The sequence below is a fragment of the Arsenophonus sp. PmNCSU2021_1 genome (assembly GCF_036919435.1).
Taxonomy (GTDB): Bacteria; Pseudomonadota; Gammaproteobacteria; order Enterobacterales; family Enterobacteriaceae; genus Arsenophonus; species Arsenophonus nilaparvatae.
Map to the genome: position 1 here is coordinate 118025 of NZ_JAZHPL010000006.1, position 20383 is coordinate 138407.

Annotated in this window: 25 protein-coding genes and 1 pseudogene; 14 read left to right on the forward strand and 12 right to left on the reverse strand. The window is 38.4% G+C overall.

Annotation, left to right across the window (positions count from 1 at the left end):
• Positions 1-40 precede the first annotated feature (40 nt).
• The gene (locus V3224_RS13495) at positions 41-586 is read right to left on the reverse strand and encodes a hypothetical protein (RefSeq protein ID WP_334471088.1); all 546 of its coding nucleotides are present in this window, start codon (positions 584-586) and stop codon (positions 41-43) included.
• A 261-nt stretch (positions 587-847) separates the two neighbouring features.
• Between V3224_RS13495 and V3224_RS13500 the strand changes: the two genes are divergently transcribed.
• Positions 848-1105 (forward strand): hypothetical protein, encoded by a 258-nt coding sequence (locus tag V3224_RS13500; RefSeq protein WP_334471089.1) that lies wholly within the window; start codon positions 848-850, stop codon positions 1103-1105.
• A 16-nt stretch (positions 1106-1121) separates the two neighbouring features.
• Here the strand turns inward: V3224_RS13500 and V3224_RS13505 are convergent, their stop codons facing one another.
• Positions 1122-1778, reverse strand: coding sequence for a hypothetical protein (locus V3224_RS13505; protein ID WP_334471090.1), 657 nt, complete (start codon positions 1776-1778; stop codon positions 1122-1124).
• A gap of 101 nt (positions 1779-1879) precedes the next feature.
• Here V3224_RS13505 and V3224_RS13510 point away from each other — a divergent pair, with 101 nt between their 5' ends.
• Complete coding sequence (locus tag V3224_RS13510; protein WP_334471092.1) at positions 1880-2419, forward strand: KilA-N domain-containing protein; 540 nt, start codon at positions 1880-1882, stop codon at positions 2417-2419.
• Positions 2400-2681 (forward strand): hypothetical protein, encoded by a 282-nt coding sequence (locus V3224_RS13515; RefSeq protein WP_334471094.1) that lies wholly within the window; start codon positions 2400-2402, stop codon positions 2679-2681. Before V3224_RS13510 ends, V3224_RS13515 begins: the two co-directional genes overlap by 20 nt.
• A 34-nt stretch (positions 2682-2715) precedes the next feature.
• Here the strand turns inward: V3224_RS13515 and V3224_RS13520 are convergent.
• A pseudogene (locus V3224_RS13520) lies at positions 2716-3692 on the reverse strand (IS701 family transposase).
• Positions 3693-3747: 55 nt separating this feature from the next.
• Between V3224_RS13520 and V3224_RS13525 the strand changes: the two are divergent.
• The 8 genes from V3224_RS13525 (at position 3748) to V3224_RS13560 (ending at position 8462) form a co-directional block, all read left to right on the forward strand.
• Positions 3748-3873 carry a hypothetical protein gene (locus V3224_RS13525; protein WP_334471096.1) on the forward strand — a complete coding sequence of 42 codons (126 nt, stop codon included), beginning with the start codon at positions 3748-3750 and terminating at the stop codon, positions 3871-3873.
• Positions 3874-3976: 103 nt separating this feature from the next.
• Positions 3977-4441 (forward strand): Rha family transcriptional regulator, encoded by a 465-nt coding sequence (locus tag V3224_RS13530; RefSeq protein WP_334471098.1) that lies wholly within the window; start codon positions 3977-3979, stop codon positions 4439-4441.
• Positions 4442-4686: 245 nt separating this feature from the next.
• Positions 4687-5277, forward strand: coding sequence for a lambda exonuclease family protein (locus V3224_RS13535; RefSeq protein WP_334471100.1), 591 nt, complete (start codon positions 4687-4689; stop codon positions 5275-5277).
• Between the two features lie 18 nt (positions 5278-5295).
• Entirely contained in the window at positions 5296-5736 is a 441-nt protein-coding gene (locus V3224_RS13540; RefSeq protein WP_334471102.1) for a single-stranded DNA-binding protein, read from the forward strand.
• Between the two features lie 26 nt (positions 5737-5762).
• Positions 5763-5933: a hypothetical protein gene (locus V3224_RS13545; protein WP_334471104.1), complete on the forward strand. Its 171-nt coding sequence runs from the start codon at positions 5763-5765 to the stop codon at positions 5931-5933.
• A 65-nt stretch (positions 5934-5998) separates the two neighbouring features.
• A complete protein-coding gene (gene istA, locus V3224_RS13550; protein ID WP_334471107.1) occupies positions 5999-7039 on the forward strand; it encodes an IS21 family transposase in 1041 nt (346 codons plus the stop codon).
• A complete protein-coding gene (gene istB / locus V3224_RS13555; protein ID WP_334471108.1) occupies positions 7026-7787 on the forward strand; it encodes an IS21-like element helper ATPase IstB in 762 nt (253 codons plus the stop codon). Before istA ends, istB begins: the two co-directional genes overlap by 14 nt.
• A gap of 252 nt (positions 7788-8039) precedes the next feature.
• Positions 8040-8462 carry a KilA-N domain-containing protein gene (locus V3224_RS13560; RefSeq protein ID WP_334471109.1) on the forward strand — a complete coding sequence of 141 codons (423 nt, stop codon included), beginning with the start codon at positions 8040-8042 and terminating at the stop codon, positions 8460-8462.
• A 10-nt stretch (positions 8463-8472) separates the two neighbouring features.
• Here V3224_RS13560 and V3224_RS13565 read toward each other — a convergent pair whose 3' ends face one another.
• Entirely contained in the window at positions 8473-9345 is an 873-nt protein-coding gene (locus V3224_RS13565; RefSeq protein WP_334467716.1) for an IS982 family transposase, read from the reverse strand.
• 137 nt (positions 9346-9482) lie between these two features.
• Here V3224_RS13565 and V3224_RS13570 point away from each other — a divergent pair, with 137 nt between their 5' ends.
• Both V3224_RS13570 and V3224_RS13575 read left to right on the forward strand, forming a co-directional pair.
• Positions 9483-9791 carry a hypothetical protein gene (locus V3224_RS13570; protein WP_334471111.1) on the forward strand — a complete coding sequence of 103 codons (309 nt, stop codon included), beginning with the start codon at positions 9483-9485 and terminating at the stop codon, positions 9789-9791.
• A gap of 609 nt (positions 9792-10400) precedes the next feature.
• Entirely contained in the window at positions 10401-11273 is an 873-nt protein-coding gene (locus V3224_RS13575; RefSeq protein WP_334467716.1) for an IS982 family transposase, read from the forward strand.
• A gap of 10 nt (positions 11274-11283) precedes the next feature.
• Here the strand turns inward: V3224_RS13575 and V3224_RS30000 are convergent, their stop codons facing one another.
• The 7 genes from V3224_RS30000 to V3224_RS13605 form a co-directional block, all read right to left on the reverse strand.
• On the reverse strand, positions 11284-11658 hold the full coding sequence (locus V3224_RS30000; protein ID WP_442890614.1) for an integrase arm-type DNA-binding domain-containing protein: 375 nt from the start codon (positions 11656-11658) through the stop codon (positions 11284-11286).
• Positions 11613-11753 carry a hypothetical protein gene (locus V3224_RS13580; RefSeq protein WP_334471113.1) on the reverse strand — a complete coding sequence of 47 codons (141 nt, stop codon included), beginning with the start codon at positions 11751-11753 and terminating at the stop codon, positions 11613-11615. Before V3224_RS13580 ends, V3224_RS30000 begins: the two co-directional genes overlap by 46 nt.
• 457 nt (positions 11754-12210) lie before the next feature.
• On the reverse strand, positions 12211-12441 hold the full coding sequence (locus V3224_RS13585) for a hypothetical protein (protein ID WP_334471114.1): 231 nt from the start codon (positions 12439-12441) through the stop codon (positions 12211-12213).
• Between the two features lie 134 nt (positions 12442-12575).
• Positions 12576-12872, reverse strand: coding sequence for a hypothetical protein (locus V3224_RS13590; protein WP_334471116.1), 297 nt, complete (start codon positions 12870-12872; stop codon positions 12576-12578).
• Between the two features lie 30 nt (positions 12873-12902).
• Complete coding sequence (locus V3224_RS13595; RefSeq protein WP_334471118.1) at positions 12903-13445, reverse strand: hypothetical protein; 543 nt, start codon at positions 13443-13445, stop codon at positions 12903-12905.
• 134 nt (positions 13446-13579) lie between these two features.
• Positions 13580-16216: a phosphoenolpyruvate carboxylase gene (gene ppc / locus V3224_RS13600; protein WP_334471120.1), complete on the reverse strand. Its 2637-nt coding sequence runs from the start codon at positions 16214-16216 to the stop codon at positions 13580-13582.
• Positions 16217-16622: 406 nt separating this feature from the next.
• The gene (locus tag V3224_RS13605; RefSeq protein WP_334471122.1) at positions 16623-19064 is read right to left on the reverse strand and encodes a bifunctional aspartate kinase/homoserine dehydrogenase II; all 2442 of its coding nucleotides are present in this window, start codon (positions 19062-19064) and stop codon (positions 16623-16625) included.
• Positions 19065-19480: 416 nt separating this feature from the next.
• Between V3224_RS13605 and metJ the strand changes: the two genes are divergently transcribed.
• A complete protein-coding gene (metJ, locus tag V3224_RS13610; protein ID WP_180816830.1) occupies positions 19481-19798 on the forward strand; it encodes a met regulon transcriptional regulator MetJ in 318 nt (105 codons plus the stop codon).
• A 175-nt stretch (positions 19799-19973) separates the two neighbouring features.
• Here the strand turns inward: metJ and rpmE are convergent, their stop codons facing one another.
• On the reverse strand, positions 19974-20189 hold the full coding sequence (gene rpmE / locus V3224_RS13615; RefSeq protein ID WP_032116035.1) for a 50S ribosomal protein L31: 216 nt from the start codon (positions 20187-20189) through the stop codon (positions 19974-19976).
• Between the last annotated feature and the right edge of the window lie 194 nt (positions 20190-20383).

Consider the following 20383-nt stretch of genomic DNA (forward strand, 5'->3'; position numbering starts at 1 on the left):
TGCCGCCTGAGGTGGCTAAATAATCAGGTAATCAAATCAATTAAGAGTTAAATTGACTTTTAGCTAATTCAGAAAGAACTTTAGTCACTGTACCAGCATTAGCAAACAAAGTATCAACACATTTGCCTACAACAGATTCTGCGCCTTTTTCTTTCACTAGTTTTAAAAGCGTTTGCTTTTCTGGTTCAGCTAAATTAGCCGATCTGATAATTGTTTCAATTTGCTCAAGAGTATTTTTGTGTATTTTAATTGTAACGACGTTTAGTTCACTACCGATAGTATCGGTATTGGCGTAATCAAAACCTTTAGCAGTTAAAGCCATATGCTCAACATAAAATAATGAATAATTATTATGACCTAAAACAACTGCACCTTTTTTAACAAGACCAATTTCAATCAAATAATTAAGATCTAATGCTAATTGATTAGTGCCTATCTTTTCCTCTAAAAAGTCAAATTTCTCAGTGCTTATTGGCTGCATGGGGCTATCAGGATTATTTAATTCTCGAATTAGCATTAAATGCCTCTCTTTAATTGGTGTCATTGAGCGTGTCATTCCTTTTTCTATGTGTTGTGGTGAGCACATAATAACCTGTTTTGTGTGTTGTGGTAAATACGCAAACCACTGCCGCCTGAGGTGGCTAAATAATCAGGCAATCAAATCAATTTCAGGATGTGTGAATGCGGCTCAGCGCTCGTGGGACAGTCAAGACTATAAATTATCTTTCAAAAATAGCTAAATATAGTTTGATTGCGTTTACCCGTCCGTGATGACTGTAATCGGACACCGAGAGGCACTCGGCACACATCCTACCTTTTCAGTAAATGTTAACAAGGAGTACACATAATGAGATTAGACAATCCACGCATTGTAACAGCAAAGCATCCCAATATGGGTAATCTGGTCGGAGTGACCAATGGCAGTCGTGATTTAAGCGATGCAAAATACTTAAGCAGCATTGATATATGGAATGATGACGACATGGAAACAAGAACTTTCAAAGAAATTATACACTGCTTAACAAAAGAAAATGAGCGTCTTAAAAAAGAGAATTTAAGACTGATGAAGATATATCGTGAGATTGGTGGACTGTGCAGGACTTGAACCTGCAACATAGGGATTAGAAGAATTTAAGTATTGCCGTTGCAGCACTAATAGTCACAACGATTACACCACCAAGTTTTAAAAGCAGTCCATTAGCAATATGTTCAACATCTTTACGAATTAAGGCTATCTGAGCATCAGTTTTTTCAAAACGCGCTTGTATCTGAGCTTCATTCTTCTCAAAACGAGCAGCCATATCTTTGCGGACATCAGCAATCTCAGCCGATAAGTCTTTACGGACATCAGCAATCTCAGCCGATAAGTCTTTACGGACATCAGCAATCTCAGCCGATAAGTCTTTACGGACATCAGCAATCTCAGCCGATAAGTCTTTACGGACATCAGCAATCTCAGCCGATAAGTCTTTACGGACATCAGCAATCTCAGCCGATAAGTCTTTACGGACATCAGCAATCTCAGCCGATAAGTCTTTACGGACATCAGCAATCTCAGCCGATAAGTCTTTACGGACATCAGCAATCTCAGCCGATAAGTCTTTACGGACATCAGCAATATTGCGATTTACCTCAACAATATCCGCTTTTGTCGCAACATCAGCAACCTCATGTGACTTACGTACAGCAATAGAAATTGCTTTTGCCTGCTCTTTTGGCAAACCCGCATTTTCTAATGTTTCGACAAATTCTTGTGTATCAAATGCAACCTGACCCATAGGAAATCCTCCTTTTTAGTAAGTATAACGGGTTTAGGGTTCAATCTGCAAAATCTTTCACGTTAATAGCTTAATTCGTTTAACTACGGAGAAATATTTTTATGTCAAAATTAGTCGTTATCGAAAATACCATTGTACGCCAAGACGCTTTCGGGCGTTATTGTCTAAATGATTTACACCGTGCGGCAGTTGCTCAGGGTAAAGCGACAGAATCTCAGAGACCTTCTGTGTTTCTCAGAAGCGAGGGCATCAGCGCTTTTGCACAAAAAGTAAGCGAAGCATCACAGAGTGCTTCGGTCAATATTATCAAAGGTGGCCTTGAATCTGGCAGCTGGGCAGTTGAAATTATCGCCATTCGATATGCAGCATGGATAGACCCCGCTTTTGAAGTTCAGGTTTACGAGCGGTTTAGGGATTCAATAAAAAGCAATAACGGGGTACTGGTCGAAAAAGTACAAGCTGGCTTGGCCATGATCGCTTTTTACAAGCAGGAGCTACGTATCGCCCCTTCTGGTCTACTTGGCGCGATGAAAAAGCTACAGTCATCGCTTGGTATGCCGGATATATTGCCAGCTTACGCTGTTGATGCGCCAGAGGGGGAGTTTAACAGGTTCAAGCGAAGTGACGCACTCCTTTACTGAACTTTTACTACTGCACGGCAAGCCCTATACGGCACAATCTGGTTATCGACGACTACAACTGCTCGGACTTGCTGAACGTAAATCACGTCCAAGTAGCAAACATCCTGATAAAGAAAAACTATTCTGGTCATTGACAGAGAAAGGGTTGCAGTTTGGTAAAAATCTGACTGACCCTAATAATCCTCGTCAGACTCAACCCCATTTCTATGATAGCCAGTTTCCTAGACTGTTAGGTGTAATGATGAACGGGATTGCAGCATAATAACCATTGACGAAAGCACGAGTTTCGCACAAAACTAATTTGGGTACGCTAATAAAACACGGATTTGCTCAGTAATAGCACTTTTGATTACGTCCCAATTTTGTTGATATAAGGGTTATTTTTTCAGATATACGACGTTTATGTTGTTCAAACCACGCAGAAATAGCGAGAAAAATATGATTTCTTTGCGCTCGGCTCGTGCGAGCCTGACAGCGTTCAATACCACAGTTTTGTTTAACTTCTCGATGATAAACTTCAACAGACCAACGGGCATCCATGATAGATTTGAGGTATTGACGGGTGGGATTCTCTTTGTTTGTTACTATGTAATCAATACGGCCGTTTTTGGCTGTAAATTTGAAAACGGTTACCCAACCATATCCTCGCAAGTGTATTGACGTTCCTTCTTCTGAGATGTCTAACTTGTTCAGTTGTTTGTTATGGTTAACAATCCTATTTTTCCTCAGCCTGGTTACCCAGATCCAACCATGAGAGCGAATTGATTTCAGGTTATCCAGGCTAGAATACCAAGCATCCATCACTACGGCTTCTGGCATGATCCCTCTTTTTTTAGCAAGAATGAGCATTTCGGAAAAGTGCGTGTTTTTTGTTTTTCCATCAGAATCTTTATCATAAATAAGATAATTGATAGGAATTGATTCAACCTTCGTCAGATCATGCCAAAGCAAATTAACTAAACCTATGCCAGCAATAACCTCATGTTCATTACCTGAATATTGATAATGGACCATCTCTATTTTTTTACTACGTGTTTTGGCAATCAATGTATCATCGGCAATTAGTACGCAAGGGCTTTTTTTGTCTATAGAAGGTTCAACTAATCGCCATAGGTCTTTAGGTCTAAAACATCTACTTTTTAGCCATCGGCTAACAGTGTCATGAGATAAAGGCGATGGGCTTACTTCTGATAACGCTAAACCAGAGTATCTTAAACTTGCTTACTTGTAAGAATGTTTTATAGATATCTTTAATACATGGATAACCCGACAAAATATGAACACCCTGATTTTTTCTTGTTTTTAAATTTATACTTCTTTTTTGGAGATTGCGAAACTCGTGGAAAGAAAAAATCATGCGCTATAGTTTATTTACATCTGATAAATCAGATGTCGGGATTGGAAACCCCGATGTGATTATCGCGACATGTACACGCCGCGAGCGTGTTTTTTAGTGTCATAAATCTAGCCACAAATTCTATGGTGGGCTGGATGGGGCAGCTGAAAAGCTGGCCGTCTGATAATCGTGGTAGATTCCGATTATCAATGGAGGTCATTATGACACTTCAACTATCTACTATTAATCCAAAAGTTACTGTTCATAACGGTAAAGCCGTTACCACATCTCAAGACGTTGCAGATTACTTTGGAAAATTGCATAAAAATGTAATTCAAAAAATAGAATCCCTTGATTGTTCAAGAGAATTCATGACGGCTAACTTTTCAGCCATCGTAGTAAAAGTTCAAGCGGGTTTTAATGAACGTGAAACGAAAGCCTACGAAATGACCAAAGATGGCTTCGTATTTCTGGTTATGGGATTCACAGGAAAAAAAGCCGCACAATTCAAGGAAGCCTATATTGCTGAATTTAATCGCATGGAAGCAGAGCTACATTCAATCCCTAAACGTAGACCAGAAGCACCCGAACTCTTAACCGATAACGACACACGCAATCTGGCTCATCTTGTCTGGAGCATGGCGAATGGATTTAGATTTGAGAGAGCATGGACACAAGGTATTTAGTATGCGCTACGTCATGCGACAGGAGTTGCATCCCCTCAACATTTTGAAGTTAGTCAAATATCGATAATCGCAGAAGAAGGCTCGTTACAATCAATTAATCAAGGAATTAGAAATAGTAGCAAAAGGCGGTGTTGAGTCAATGAAATCCCATTGGCTGCAATTAAAACCAGAAGAGACGGATATCATTGGCGAAGAAAATAAAATGGCTATTTATCGCAACATTGCAATGAAAAATGAGGCTAATCATGAAGCAGAAAACGGACGAGTGGTTTCAGGCAAGACTTGGGAAAGTCACCGCCAGCAATTTACACAAGGTGTTATCCAAAGGCAAGGGAACAACACAACGAAATTACCTCATGCAGTTAGTCTGTGAAACACTTACCGGACAAAGAGAAAACATAAAAACTAATCAGGCCATTGAACGAGGCATTGCCCTTGAACCTCAAGCCAGAGCACGATATTGCCTCAATGAGTTTGATGTCATGGTCACCGAAGTGGGCTTTATTCCCCACCCGACTATTGCGCTATTCGGCGCTAGTCCTGACGGTTTGGTGAATGATGATGGACTTATCGAAATAAAATGCCCTAACACCACTACCCACATTGAAACCATTATCACAGGTAAACCCAAATACGAATACCTGTTACAAATGCATGGGCAAATGATGTGTACAGGGAGAAGCTGGTGCGATTTTGTCAGCTATGATGACAGACTCCCCTCTAACCTTGCCTACTATAAAATCCGAATTTTCAAGGATGATGATTTAGTTAACGAAATTGAACAAGCCGTTCAAGTATTTTATCGAAAAACTGAAATCAGAAATCAACAAAATTAATCAATATGTGGAGACCCCATGGCAAACCAGAACCAGTGTAATTTTACCGGACGAATCGGCAAATTAGAAATCCGCTACACCCAGGATAAAAATCCCATATCCGTATTTTCTCTCGCTATCAGCAAATCAAGAAAAGACAACAGCGGTCAATGGATTGATGACACAACATGGATAAACTGCAAGGCATTTAAACAAACAGCCGAATATATCCATAATCATGTACAAAAAGGCACTTTTGTTCGTGTTACCACTGCCTATCAAGAGAATAAATGGACGGATAAATCCGGTCAGCACAGGATATCACCCGAATTTTTAGTCAACGACGTTGAAATATTAGGCAACCGGAAAGAGAAGAAACCGCAGGAAAGCCAAAGTAGAACGGGTATACCAACCACTAACCAGCCGAACAGTAACGCTATTCATCAAGCTGATTTTGAAGACGAAGATATACCTTTCTAGACGCTAATTATACCGGAGGTTAAGTTATGAAACTTAACATCATTAAATTATTAATCACGACATTATTGTTTATCAGCGCGGCATTTGCTTTCGAATTGATAATTGGTCACATTGCTCACGCCGATACCATCATTGACCCACAAATCAGGTTTAAGCGTGGTGAATTAGGCAATATATCACCGATCATGCAAAACTGATCCACTAACGATCATCTAAAACTGATCCACTTGGTATTATTCGCACATTTTTGTACGGATAATTTATGTTAACCAAGGAGATATTTGTGGATATTCATGTTCGCTTTGCACAAGGACAAAGCCTTCGAAAAATTGCCCGTGAATTGGGCATATCCCGTAACACCGTAAAACATCATTTACAACAACAGACAATGCCAACTTATGCTAAAAGAAGTCAACAACCGACTAAATTAGCACCCTTTAAACCTTATTTGCTTCATCGAATTGAACTGGCTAAACCTGATTGGATCCCTGCAACAGTCTTATTTGATGAAGTAGTTGAAAGCGGCTATCAAGGCGGTATTGCTCAATTACGCCGATTTGTTTGTCAATTTAAACCAAGCATCGTTCCCGAAGCTGTCGTCCGTTTTGAAACACAGCCAGGTCAACAAATGCAAATCGACTTCACCAGCATCCGGCGAGGTAAAAAATCACTAAAAGCGTTTGTTGCAACGCTAGGCTATTCGCGTGCGAGTTATGTAAAGTTCTTTGATAATGAACGAGCAGAATCCTGGCAACAAGGTTTACGAGAAGCTTTCGACTATTTTGGTGGTGTACCACAGGAAATATTGTGTGATAACGCAAAATCCCTCATCATCGAACGGGATGCTTATGCAGAAGGTGAACATAAATTACATGTCGAAATGCTTCAAATGTCGAAAGATTACGGGTTTAAATTGTGTGCTTGCAAGCCCTACAGGGCAAAAACTAAAGGGAAAGTAGAGCGCTTTAACCACTATTTAAAAAACAGCTTTATCGTACCATTAAATACCGACCTTCGTGCTCATAATCTTGAACTGGATATTGAGATAGCTAATGCAAGAGTGGGGCCCTGGTTACAACGCGTTGCCCATCAGCGGATTCATGGAACAACGTTAGAGAAGCCAGCAGATAGACTAGCTAAGGAAGTTAAGTATCTTCTACCCTTACCAGCAAGGGTTTGCCAATCTATCCCGCAGACTGATACGCTTAATATCCGTATCGTACCGCCCCTTGAATCTGTCAGTTTGCAACACTCAATCAGCGTATACGAAGCATTGCTGGGAGGTGAACATGTTATTGCATGAACAAATTGAACACCTGTGTGAGTCATTGAAATTAAATTCTATTCCGACTCATTGGTCATCACTTGCCGAACAATGCATTGCCCAAGACAAAAGCTACGGAGAGTTTTTACTGTCCCTATTAAAATGTGAGCAACAACAACGAGATGAACGAACCCGTAATCTTTTGAGTCGGATGGCAGGATTCCCAGCACATAAAGAACTTAATACGTTCGATTTTAAGTTTGCAACGGGGATCCCCAAACAACACATACAGGAATTAAGCGCATTAACGTTTATTGAACGTAATGAAAATGTCGTGTTGCTTGGCCCAAGCGGTGTAGGCAAAACGCATTTAGCTATTGGGTTAGGATTAAAAGCAGTACAGGCCAAGAAGAAAACCCGCTTTACCACGGCAGCTGAACTGATGTTGCAACTCTCAACTGCCAAACGACAAAATAAGCTCAAACAATATCTATCACGTTCGGTGATGGCCCCGAAATTGTTGATTATCGATGAGATTGGATACGTGCCGTTTGGGCGAGAAGAAGCAAACCTGTTTTTCAATGTGATTGCCAAGCGTTATGAGCATGGCAGTGTCATATTGACGAGTAACTTATCATTTGGGCAATGGCCAAATGCTTTTGCTGATGACGCAACATTAACTGCCGCTATGCTTGATCGTTTACTTCATCATTCGCATGTACTGCAATTAAGCGGTGAAAGCTATCGATTGAAAGATAAGCGGCGCTCAGGAGCAATGACTGAGTAAAAGTGGATCAATTTTGATTGATCGGATTTAGCTAAAAAGTGGATCAGTTTTCGGTGATCGTTGACAATATTCATTTAGGCGGACAAGAGCTACTGGTTATCGGCATTATGATAGTCCCTGCGCTCCTGGTCTATTTGGGGGTATTTCTCGACACATTGAAGAAATAGTTACAAAACAAGAAGTCATTACCCACCTAACCTATTCCACTTAATTAATACCCATTCATCAATTTTAATATTGAAGGATAACTATATGCAAAATTTAACAAATGAACATTACCCTATCATTGCGGGCGTAGAAATCACGACAGACTCAGAAGGCCGATTCAACCTTAATGCGTTACATAAAGCCAGTGGTGGCAAAGATGCTAAACGCCCTAAAACATGGCTTGAGACAAAACAAGCCAAAGAGTTAATTGAAGAGCTAAGGCAGAATTCCGCCTTAGGTCAAGAAGTAATCAAAGTTCAAAAAGGCGGCATAAATCCAGGCACTTTTGCTCATGAACTGTTAGCCATTGAATATGCAGGTTGGATTTCGCCAAAATTCAGGTTAATGGTTAATCAAACCTTCCTTGATTACAAAACAGGAAGATTAGCCCCTGTCGCTCCAACAACAGATTGGTTAGATAACCCCTCACAATTACGAAAAATGCTAATTAACCTGAGTTCGGGATAAGCATTATCAATTATACTTGAAGATACGTACCTGCAACAGGTATCTTTGGTTTAGATGGCATTAAACAATATGCAACCAGTCCGCCTAATAAATTCACTACAAAGTTAGCCGGAGAGCGATGTCGCGTATGCTCTATTTGACAAAGATTTTTTAACTCATCAAATACCGTTTCAATGACAGAACGATGACGCAAGATGGCTTTGTCGAAACAAGTCTGTTTAATAGGCTTCATTTTCTTCTTGATATTCGTTATAAGGCTAATTCCCATCGTTTTGAGTTGCTGTTTCAGTGAAGCCGATAAATACCCTTTATCTGCGTACAAACAACCAGAAAGATCCTTTGTCAGCTCAGGCAATGGTTTCCGATCATCGGTGTTTCCTGGTGTGAGTCGAAAACTGAGTATTTCCCCCAAATGATTGATAATTACATGAAGCTTGAAACCAAAGAACCAACCTGTTGAATTTTTTCCCCGTTCAGCTATCCCATTGAAGACTTTATGTCTGCGGATCCGTAAGTTATCACACACCGCTATCGGAGTAGAATCGGCAACCGATAGCCCCGTGCATTTTCCCTTAATTGACTCAAACAGTGCCGTTAACGCTAAGGCACTACGCGGAAGTAACTCTACACAGCGTGAATAGGATGGCAAGTTAGGAAATTCCTTCCGGAGATATAAGCGGACATAATAGAGATAAAATACCTTGAATTGCCTGAATCGGAGTTGATGAAACAACACAACCAGTGTCATCATTTCCGCCAACGAAAGCTGAGTAGACCGTCTACGACGCTTAGTACCGTTAGTCAGCAAATATTCATGCATTTTTGGCTCGAAGTCTTTGCAAAAATCATCCATCAGGCAATAAAGTTCAGTAAGATTTTCCATAATTGTTTAACAATGCTCTACTCTTTAACCAGACTGTTAGAGTATTTTAACAAAACAGGCTCATTCAACTATTTGAATATCAAGACTTTCTCTTTATTTCTTATCCCGAACTCAGGTTAATTAGCTATACCGAGCAAGTGGAAAAAATAAGTAGTGAGCGTGATGAAGCTATTAGAACAAAATCACAAATCAGTCGGACGCGTGAAGCTTCTGCAATGAGTAAACTCAGTGTTGCCACCCGTAAAAATCGGGAACTGACAGAGCGATTAGGAGAAAGCGTGAAACATGCCACCATCACAGCAGTAAAGAACGCCACAGGGAAAGAATATAAATTTGCTCCACTTCGTCGATGGTGCCGTGAGAACCAGGTGGAAGCAAGCGAATTACCGGATATTCGTTATGGTCAGGTTAAATCATGGCCTGCTGAATCATGGCTACAGGTATAAGGTATCAATCTGAAATCGTTATTTGCTAATAGCCAACGTATTCACTAGAAATTGACAACTATTTGGTATTTCCGCATCTCTCAAAAAAAGACCAGCGCAAGGCTGGCCAAAACCAGGGAAAATGTTGCTGTTAAGCAACACCCAACAGTGACAACCCTACCATAAATAACTCATAACCGATCAGTTTTTAATCAAATTTACATTCAGCTAATCATCCCCCTAACCTAACAAAGAGCGAATATAACCATTCGTGCTTAATTTTGTTTTTAGGCACTATACGTGAATGATAACATGCATTCCAAAATAATTTTATTTCACTATCGCTAAGAACACGGTCAACTGTACCCTTCTTAATTCCAAAATCAGAAGAGTTAATACCCATCAAGGGATTACATGACACCATCTGTCTTTTTTCAGCCCACGAGTAACATTTTCTTGCATTAGATAAAACACGTTTAGTTATCTCTGAATATTTTTTAGATAATTTATCTAACCTGAGTTCGGGATAAGAAATAAAGAGAAAGTCTTGATATTCAAATAGTTGAATGAGCCTGTTTTGTTAAAATACTCTAACAGTCTGGTTAAAGAGTAGAGCATTGTTAAACAATTATGGAAAATCTTACTGAACTTTATTGCCTGATGGATGATTTTTGCAAAGACTTCGAGCCAAAAATGCATGAATATTTGCTGACTAACGGTACTAAGCGTCGTAGACGGTCTACTCAGCTTTCGTTGGCGGAAATGATGACACTGGTTGTGTTGTTTCATCAACTCCGATTCAGGCAATTCAAGGTATTTTATCTCTATTATGTCCGCTTATATCTCCGGAAGGAATTTCCTAACTTGCCATCCTATTCACGCTGTGTAGAGTTACTTCCGCGTAGTGCCTTAGCGTTAACGGCACTGTTTGAGTCAATTAAGGGAAAATGCACGGGGCTATCGGTTGCCGATTCTACTCCGATAGCGGTGTGTGATAACTTACGGATCCGCAGACATAAAGTCTTCAATGGGATAGCTGAACGGGGAAAAAATTCAACAGGTTGGTTCTTTGGTTTCAAGCTTCATGTAATTATCAATCATTTGGGGGAAATACTCAGTTTTCGACTCACACCAGGAAACACCGATGATCGGAAACCATTGCCTGAGCTGACAAAGGATCTTTCTGGTTGTTTGTACGCAGATAAAGGGTATTTATCGGCTTCACTGAAACAGCAACTCAAAACGATGGGAATTAGCCTTATAACGAATATCAAGAAGAAAATGAAGCCTATTAAACAGACTTGTTTCGACAAAGCCATCTTGCGTCATCGTTCTGTCATTGAAACGGTATTTGATGAGTTAAAAAATCTTTGTCAAATAGAGCATACGCGACATCGCTCTCCGGCTAACTTTGTAGTGAATTTATTAGGCGGACTGGTTGCATATTGTTTAATGCCATCTAAACCAAAGATACCTGTTGCAGGTACGTATCTTCAAGTATAATTGATAATGCTTATCCCGAACTCAGGTTATCTAGTAAACTGAGGCAATTATGAATAGTTATTGCAGATATTGGATATTTACCAAAATGAGGAAAAACGTGTATCTCGAAAGATCTTAAAATTAATGGGGCGCTTATTTTAGATTCAAAAATAACTGAATACCACTTTCTAAATAACTCTTCAAAAGTTAACTCAGTAATTTTTTCTTTAATAATAAGGTTTTTTACTGTCTTTGGATTATCACCATTAGCTAAAATTACCTGCCATTTAGCAACATCTTCTCGTGCTTTTTTTAGTGTTAAAGTAGGATAATTACCAATAGTTATTTTATCTTGTTTTCCTAAGTATCTATATCTAAAAAAAATGTAACGGTTCCTTTTTTTGATACTCTAACCCATAATCCGTCTCTATCAGATTTTTCAACTATTCGGCTTTGATTTTTCCCCAACATTCTTTTTAGATAGCTATCTGAGATACCCACAAAAATTATCCTCTCTGTCCATTCAAAATAACAAATTTATTAAATAATATATTATGGACACATCTATGGACACATTTATTGTGGCTTAACTTGTCTTTAGTTAAATATCATTGTCTGAAGTGTTTTTTATCTAATTGTTTATTAATTATATTTTATATAAATCTGTCTTAGGTTGACTAAGGATGTCTGCATATAATTATAGACGTGGGCGATGATGGCGATATTTCTTAAATTTTTAATAGACACAAATTGTTACCATATTATCTAACTGGAAAGGATTAAATGACTCTGGCCAAGCAGTAGCTTGCAGGTAGGCATCTACACATATGCTGTTATTTTACACATAATATTGGCGGAGTGAAATAAATGTGAGCTATATCAAGTTAAATAATCCACCTAACCAGGCAGATCATTGTTTGAAAGACATTTTAAACGATTGAAAAAAATTATTCCTCTGTTAGTCTGTAAATGCGTTACTTACATTACATATTAATCTTCCAAACGTGTTTAATTGATATAAACTTTCCTGCCTGAGAAGATGTTTAGTGTAACCTTTTTGACACCAATCATTCTTAAAAATATCAATAGAAGCATTAAGATTTAAGTTGCTAAAATTGGCTTGATAAATATTAAAATAACTTTCTATTGTACGATAAATATCTTGCTGTTGTTGGCTGGTTAAAGACACGAGTTTCGCACGGGCATATAAAATTCTAGAAATGGCTTCAGAACAATAATTAATCTGTAACTTGCTAAGACGTATAAATTTACTTAAATTACAATAAGTTATTTTTAATTTATGAGATTTTTTCTATTTATATATTATGCTGAATTAAACTTAAAAATAGAGCGTTTTTTTATTGGTGCGAAACTCGTGAAAGATTTATTTTTTCTATTTATTACTATATCAATGAAATCTTCAATAATTTTCTTTTTATTATCAACCTGAAAATAAAATTCAGCCAATGGTTTTATACAGTTATCAATGATGTCATCTCTTTCTTGTTTAATAAAATAATCAAGAGGAGAATCATAAAAAGAATATTTTTTTAATTGAATAAATTCATCAGCCGCTTTAGATAAACTATTTGAATATAATATCGATTCGGGTGTAACCATATTTTTCAACACTTGAACTAATAAATTAGATTAACTTTCATTAAGATGCCTACCTAAAAAAATTTTGTCAGCAATTTCTTTTTGCAAAATAGCTTGCTTATCTTCATCTAACTGATGATAAAGATAGGAAAATGTATACATTGCTTTAGAAAAATTTATTTCATTATTGTTAAGCAACAGGAAACCATTATTTTTTAACTCAATCAAATGATTGCTCTTACCTGCTATTTCAGAAAATAAAGTTTCAATTATTCTCGCAGGTGACTCTAATTTAAAATCACGCGGTTTATTTAAATCAATACTTTTTTCTATTTCAGCAAGATTGATAGAGATTTTACTTTTAACATCTATTCTGGCTTTAATAAAATGGCAAAGATGATCAAAATTTTTATTATAAATTTCAGATCTCGTCAGTGTTGCAAAAGGTAGTAATAGGGTATTACGAATATCATTCATTTTCTTTATAATATCGTAGCTTTTTCTTACCGCAAATCTATCGTTGAAACTATCTGTTTTTCCTATAAAAATATCACTACCAATAAGCCTTTGATGATAATCTCCAATATTTGGCATAGCAAATTCCTTTTGCTGCTAAGTATAGTTATTGCAATAATGATAATGACTTTTGTATGCTAAATAATCTTAAAAAACTTCCTATCGCAAAAAATAGCTGCTATCGCAGCTAATTTGGCTGTTTTTGACAAAATTTAGCCGGTATTACGCATACCAGCGGCAATGCCGGCAATGGTCACCATTAACGCTTGTTCAATATAGGGATCCGGTTGTTGCTGTTGCCTAGAACGATGCAATAACTCCGCCTGTAAGACATTTAAAGGATCGGTATAAACATTTCTTAAGGCAATGGATTCAGCAATCCACGGTAAATCAGCCATTAATGTTTTATCCTTCGAGATAGCAAGTACACTGTTAATATCTTGCGCCAGCTGTTTGCGTAGTTCTTCGCCTAATGGCCACAGCCGTTTTTCAACCAATCGCTGATCATAATATTCAGCTAACCACAAATCAGCTTTAGCAAATACCATCTCTAACATCGCAATACGAGTCTTAAAGAAAGGCCAGTCATGCAACATATCATCAAGAACTGATTTCATGCCATTATCAATAACATGCTGCAATGCCGCCCCTGCACCTAACCAGGCGGGTAACATTAAGCGATTTTGCGACCAGGCAAAAATCCAGGGAATAGCTCGCAGAGTTTCTACACCACCATCCTGACGACGTTTTGTCGGCCTGGAACCCAATGGTAATTTAGCTAACTCAAGCTCTGGGGTGGCAGCGCGAAAATAGGGAACAAAATCCGGTTGTTGGCAAACATAATCACGATACATATTACATGAGATATCAGATAATATTTCCATTACCGCACGCCATTCTGGTTTTGGTTCCGGTGGTGGCAATAAATTAGCTTCCAATATTGCGCCAGTATAAATAAATAAACTGCTCATCGTCACTTGCGGTAAACCATATTTAAAGCGGATCATTTCCCCTTGTTCAGTAGCTCTTAATCCGCCTTTTAAACTACCAGGCGGTTGCGAAAGCAGCGCCGAATGCGCTGGCGCTCCACCGCGACCGATGGTACCACCACGACCATGAAATAGGGTTAACTTAACTTTTTCTTTGTCACAAAGTTTAACTAGCGCTTCCTGAGCGCAATACTGAGCCCACGAGGCCGCCATCACTCCAGCGTCTTTGGCTGAATCGGAGTAACCGATCATGACCATCTGTTTATTATCAATAATCTCACGATACCAGGGGATGGTGAGCAATTTTTGCATCACGCTTTCAGCATTATTTAAATCATCTAAGGTTTCAAACAGTGGCACCACCGGTAATTTTAGTGAACAGCCACTTTCTTTAAGCAGCAATTTTACCGCTAATACATCACATGGTACTTTTGCCATGGAAATAACATAAGCAGCAATGGCGTCTGTCGGTGAATCGGCAATAACCTGGCAAGTAGCCAATACTTCTTGCGTTTCTGCACTAGGTTGCCAATTTTTTGGCCAAAGTGGCCGTTTAGAACTTAGTTCAGCCAATAGAAAAGTCTGTTTTTCTTCCTCTGACCAATTTTTATAATCACCTAACTCAAGGTAATTAAGTAGCTCTGCTAATGCATCAGTATGGCGGCTACTTTCCTGACGGATGTCAATGCGTACTAATTGCAAACCAAAACAACGAATGCGGCGTAAGGTATCGAGTAATTGTCCATTGGCGATAATCGGCATACCACAGGCAATAAGTGATTGATAACAAGTATAAAGTGGTTGCCAAAGTTGTTGATTATCATAAAGATAGTCTTCAGGTGGCAATACCTTTTCACCTTTAATACAACTGTCCAGATAATCGAGTGTATTGCGTAAACGGCTACGTAAATCTTTAGCAATCTGGCGATAAGGCTCATCAATATCATCACCACCGGCTAATTGTCGAAGTTCAGCCGTTGCTTCTGACATCGATAACTCAGAGACCAAGATTTGAATATCAGCTAAAAAAAGTTCAGCCGCTTTCCAGCGACTTAGTAAAAGCGCTTCTCGGGTGACTTCGGCAGTAACAAAGGGATTACCGTCACGATCTCCTCCCATCCAGGAAGTGAATCGGATCAAATTAGTGTCAACAGGCAAATTAATCGTCAAATTGGTTTCAAGCTGCTCATTCAGTTCACGTAAAAAAGCAGGAACCCCTTCCCATAATGAGTTTTCAACTACCGTAAATCCCCACTTAGCTTCATCAATCGGTGTAGGGCGATTTTTACGGATTTCATCGGTATGCCAGCACTGTGCAATTAATTGACCTAAACGTCGCATAATATTATTACGTTCATAATCCACTAAATCATCATGATCTAACTGTGCCAGACAGGTATTCACTTCAATCAATTTGTGAATTAAAGTGCGGCGCGCAATTTCTGTTGGATGGGCAGTTAATACTAATTCAATTGATAATTCATCGATCGCTTTTGTTATCACCTTATTAGTAAATTTTTTTTCCTTTAAGCGAGTAAAAAGCTTGGCTAATACCTCAGGATTACTAGATGCCTCACCATGAGGAGAAATGCTATAGTATTGCTCTGCGACATTGTCTAGATTAAGAAATTGATTAAATGCCCTGGCAACAGGAAGAAGTTCATCATTAGAGAGATTTTGTAATGTTTTCAATAAAGCTTGACGTTGTGCTTTATTTCCTGCCCGAGAAGATTTTGATAATTTACGGATAGATTCTACTTTATTTAAAATATCCTCACCCAAAGCATTTTTAATTGTATCACCTAATAATTTACCTAACATGCTGACATTACTGCGCATCGCGGAATATTGTTGATCCATTAAGACTCCCTAACTTTCACTGGCTAAAAGCTTACTTATGCATTATTTAAGTTGAGACTGTTTTATCAGTCGATAATTACCTTTTCTCATTCTCACGCTAAAAATAGAATCGCCAAATAATAACACTCTCTGATCATATAACGGATATCTGCTTTATCATCAAATCTAAATCTAGATCAAAAAGTATGACATCTTTATAAAATTTTATAATTGACTTATTGCCACTATAAAGATTATTTCAGTGCAAGGTAGGGTGCAATTTCAGGAAATTGTTGAATGAAGGACTAGCTAGCCAATATTGTTAACCATCGAAAAGACTTCACCAACAAACAGAGGAATAACTCCTCTGCTTTTGTTGACTATCAATGAATGTAGAAGCAAAGAGATTATGCTGTTATTATGGCGATCAAAGCAATTGTGATAAGCGATTAAGATCAGACTGAATTGCGCCCGCCGTCACATCACGTCCAGCACCAGGCCCCCTAATTATTAACGGATTATCACGATACCAACGACTTTTTAGGGCAAAAACATTATCACCGGGTAATAAGGCGGCCAATGGATGATCAGGCAGAACAGCTTCAACACCGACTTTGGCGCGTTTCTTAGTGGCATCAAAGCGAGCAACATAACGCAACACCATGCCCATTTCCTGAGCAGCCTGGAAACGTTGTGCCATTTGTTCATTAATGACCATACTATTTTCAAAAAACGCATCCAGATCACCGGCTGCAGCTTCGGTGGGAACTAATGACTCAACTCGTACCTGTTCAGGTTCAATTTCATAGCCCGCTTCACGTGCCAAAATGATCAATTTATGCATCACATCTTGCCCAGAAAGATCAATTCGTGGATCTGGCTCGGTTAAGCCTTGCTGCCAAGCTTGCTCAACCAATTGATTAAACGGTACCGTGCCATCGAATTGTAAAAATAACCAAGATAAGGTACCAGAAAAAACACCACTAATAGAAAGGATATTATCACCACTCTCTTTTAAATCACGGACAGTATAATTTATTGGTAATCCCGCCCCGACTGTCGCGTTATACAGCCAGTATCGACCTGTTTTTGCAAAAGCATCACGGATCTGACGGTAGTCATCGCTCGCTAGAGCGCCGGTTATCTTATTAGCACTGATTAGATGAAAACCGTAACTCGCAAAATCAAGATAACTTTTGGCTAATAAGTCACTGGCTGTTATATCCAATACAACCAGATCATCAAACGGATGATCTCGCATCCAAAGAAAAAGCGCTTCATCTTGATGGATTGTGGCTTCATGATCAAAAAAAGCTAATACTCTACTTGGATCGATGCCCTCATAATTTAACAAGCTACGGCAACTATCGACTACACCTGCCAGAATAAATTCAAAATCACTACGAGCGGAAATCGTTTTTTGCTCGGTAGCAAATAATTCCAGCCAGCGAGAACCAATACTACCTTTACCAAACAGAACCAAGCCAATACATTTTTCCGCCCGAAATAAGCTCTGGTGTAATCCCTGAACCAAATGTGATGTTTGAGTCGCGCGCAAAACAGCAACCAGGCTTATTTCTTCTTCAGAATGCCAAATAAATTCAACCGGTTGATCTTTTAATTGTTGATAGAAACGATGACTATGTAGGGGATTTTTACCAACGCCCGCCCCGACAATTGCCACTAAAGAAAAATGATCACGTAATGATAATTTTTCTACTACCACCATCTCCTTTAATAGCGCTAGAGCACTAGCAGCAACTTCAGAGGTATAACATAACTGGATCAATTTTCGATCTGGATGTAAACCAATCGCTAATGGCCGCAATTGATTTCGCTTTAGTAATAAATCGATATCTTTATAGATTTGGCTAAAATTTTGCTGGGTTGCCACGATTAATTCTACCAGACAAACATCATCATGGCTGGTAACAATTTTGACACCCGTACCTGATGCCAAAACACGCTCTATTTTTGTCGAACCCTGCTCAGGCTGATAACTACATCTAAGTTGTAAATCAATATTAGTGACTGAAATTGGCTGTAAGGTGCGAGTATGAAGCACTGGTGCCGCTAAACGCGCTAATTCACTAGCTTCATCAAGGCGTAATAGTGGCAGTAAACAAGCATCTTTGACTTTGCGTGGATCAGCGCTGTATACACCCGCAACATCACTCCAGATAGTTACTTTATTAACCTCTGCTAACGCCCCCACTTGGGTTGCTGAATAATCACTACCATTACGCCCTAGTAATACCGTTTTACCTTGTTTACTTTGGGCAATAAAACCCGTTACTACCAACCGTTTATTGGCATGTTGTTGCAAAAGCTGTTGTAATAATGGGCGTGATAGGGTTTCATCTACTTGAGGTTGAGCTGCAAACTCTGCACGCAAGAAAAGCCGTGCATCTAACCAATGACTAGCCAAACCGAATTCTTCTAATACCGCGGACATCAAACGCGCAGACCAAATTTCTCCATGGCCAACAATTTCTGCATAAACATCAGCATGAATTGGTTTATCTACTAACGTGCTTAAACGATCAAGCTCAGCTAAAAAAGCCGACTTTACTATCTGTGCTTTTTTGTCAGGTAATAGCCCAATTATAAGATCTTGTTGATAACGGCGAATTGCCTGCTGTACCTGATTGGCTAAAACACTATCTGTTTGACTTAATTTCAGCCAATCAATTAACTGATTGGTTGTTGTTCCTGCCGCAGATACCACCATTAAATCACCTGGCTGGCTATAATTTGCCATGATATTAGCGACTCGCTGATAACATTTCACATCATCCAAACTACTACCACCAAATTTATGTAATTGACGATGGTGATATTTTACTGCTCCCGCTGTCACTGCATTCATGATAAAAAGTTACCTCTTCGCTACTAGCTGAAACGCATTACCTAAATCTTCAATAGCTACTGAAAAACTTAATAAATTTTTATTGGTAGTTGCTAGCTTACATCAAATAATACGCTGCTAATATAGCACTTAACCAATGACATATGGTTAACATTATTGGTTCAACTAACATAATATCGATTCACTAAAAAAATTAAAAAGATAATCAAATATAACTAAATGGACATGAAGATGTTAATACATCTGGAAATCCAAAATACTTTACGTTTAAATCAAGTAATGGGATAATTATCAATATTAAACCCGACAATAAACGATAGAATATTAGAAACTTATTAAACAAATTTTTGCCAATTAAGGCTATATTTATACAGCAACTAAATTCTTCTATTGATTGACTTAACTTAAGGTATCCCATGGCTGAGTGGAATGGTGATTATGTTAGCCCTTATGCTGAACATGGTAAAAAAAGCGAGCAAGTAAAAAAGATCACAGTATCTATCCCATTAAAAGTACTTAAAATTTTGACAGACGAGCGCACTCGTAGACAAATTAATAATTTACGCCATGCAACAAACAGTGAATTGCTATGTGAAGCGTTTTTACACGCCTTCACTGGGCAACCGTTGCCAAATGACGATGATTTACGTAAAGAACGTGATGATGAGATTCCAGAAGCAGCAAAAATCGTTATGCGCCAAAAAGGTATTGATCCAGATACATGGGAATATTAATTATTTGTCTTATTCTTTAAAGATCAAATAACTAAAGTTTTTTGTAAAAATAGTCTTAGTTTAATTGTTTTTAATTCAACAAATTTGGTTTTATATAACAGTAGCACCCCGATATTAAGCGAAGTGTTACTCCTATATTATAAGCATGATTTTGGCTTGTATCATTGAGCCATTATTATTTTTTCATGCCTGGAATATTGAATCGCTGCTTGAAGCGATCAACACGGCCGCCGGCAGCCACATCACGCTGTTTACCTGTATAGAATGGATGACATTTACCACAAACATCCAAATTCAGATCATGATTAACAGTTGATTTAATTTTCATTACATTACCGCAAGAACAAGTCGCAGTAACTTCTTCATATTTAGGGTGAATATCTTTTTTCATAGAAAACCTCTGCTTAGGCCGCATCGCTATCTAACCCTAACGCTAGACACCATACGTCAAATCGATTAAGAATAGTGTTAGTAATCAAAATTACTAACAAAGGTGGCGGATCATACAGAAAATCTGTTTATAGCGCAATGAAATCTATTCAAATAATGTGATATTCTATCTTTATGTGTCTTATAAATAAGCTG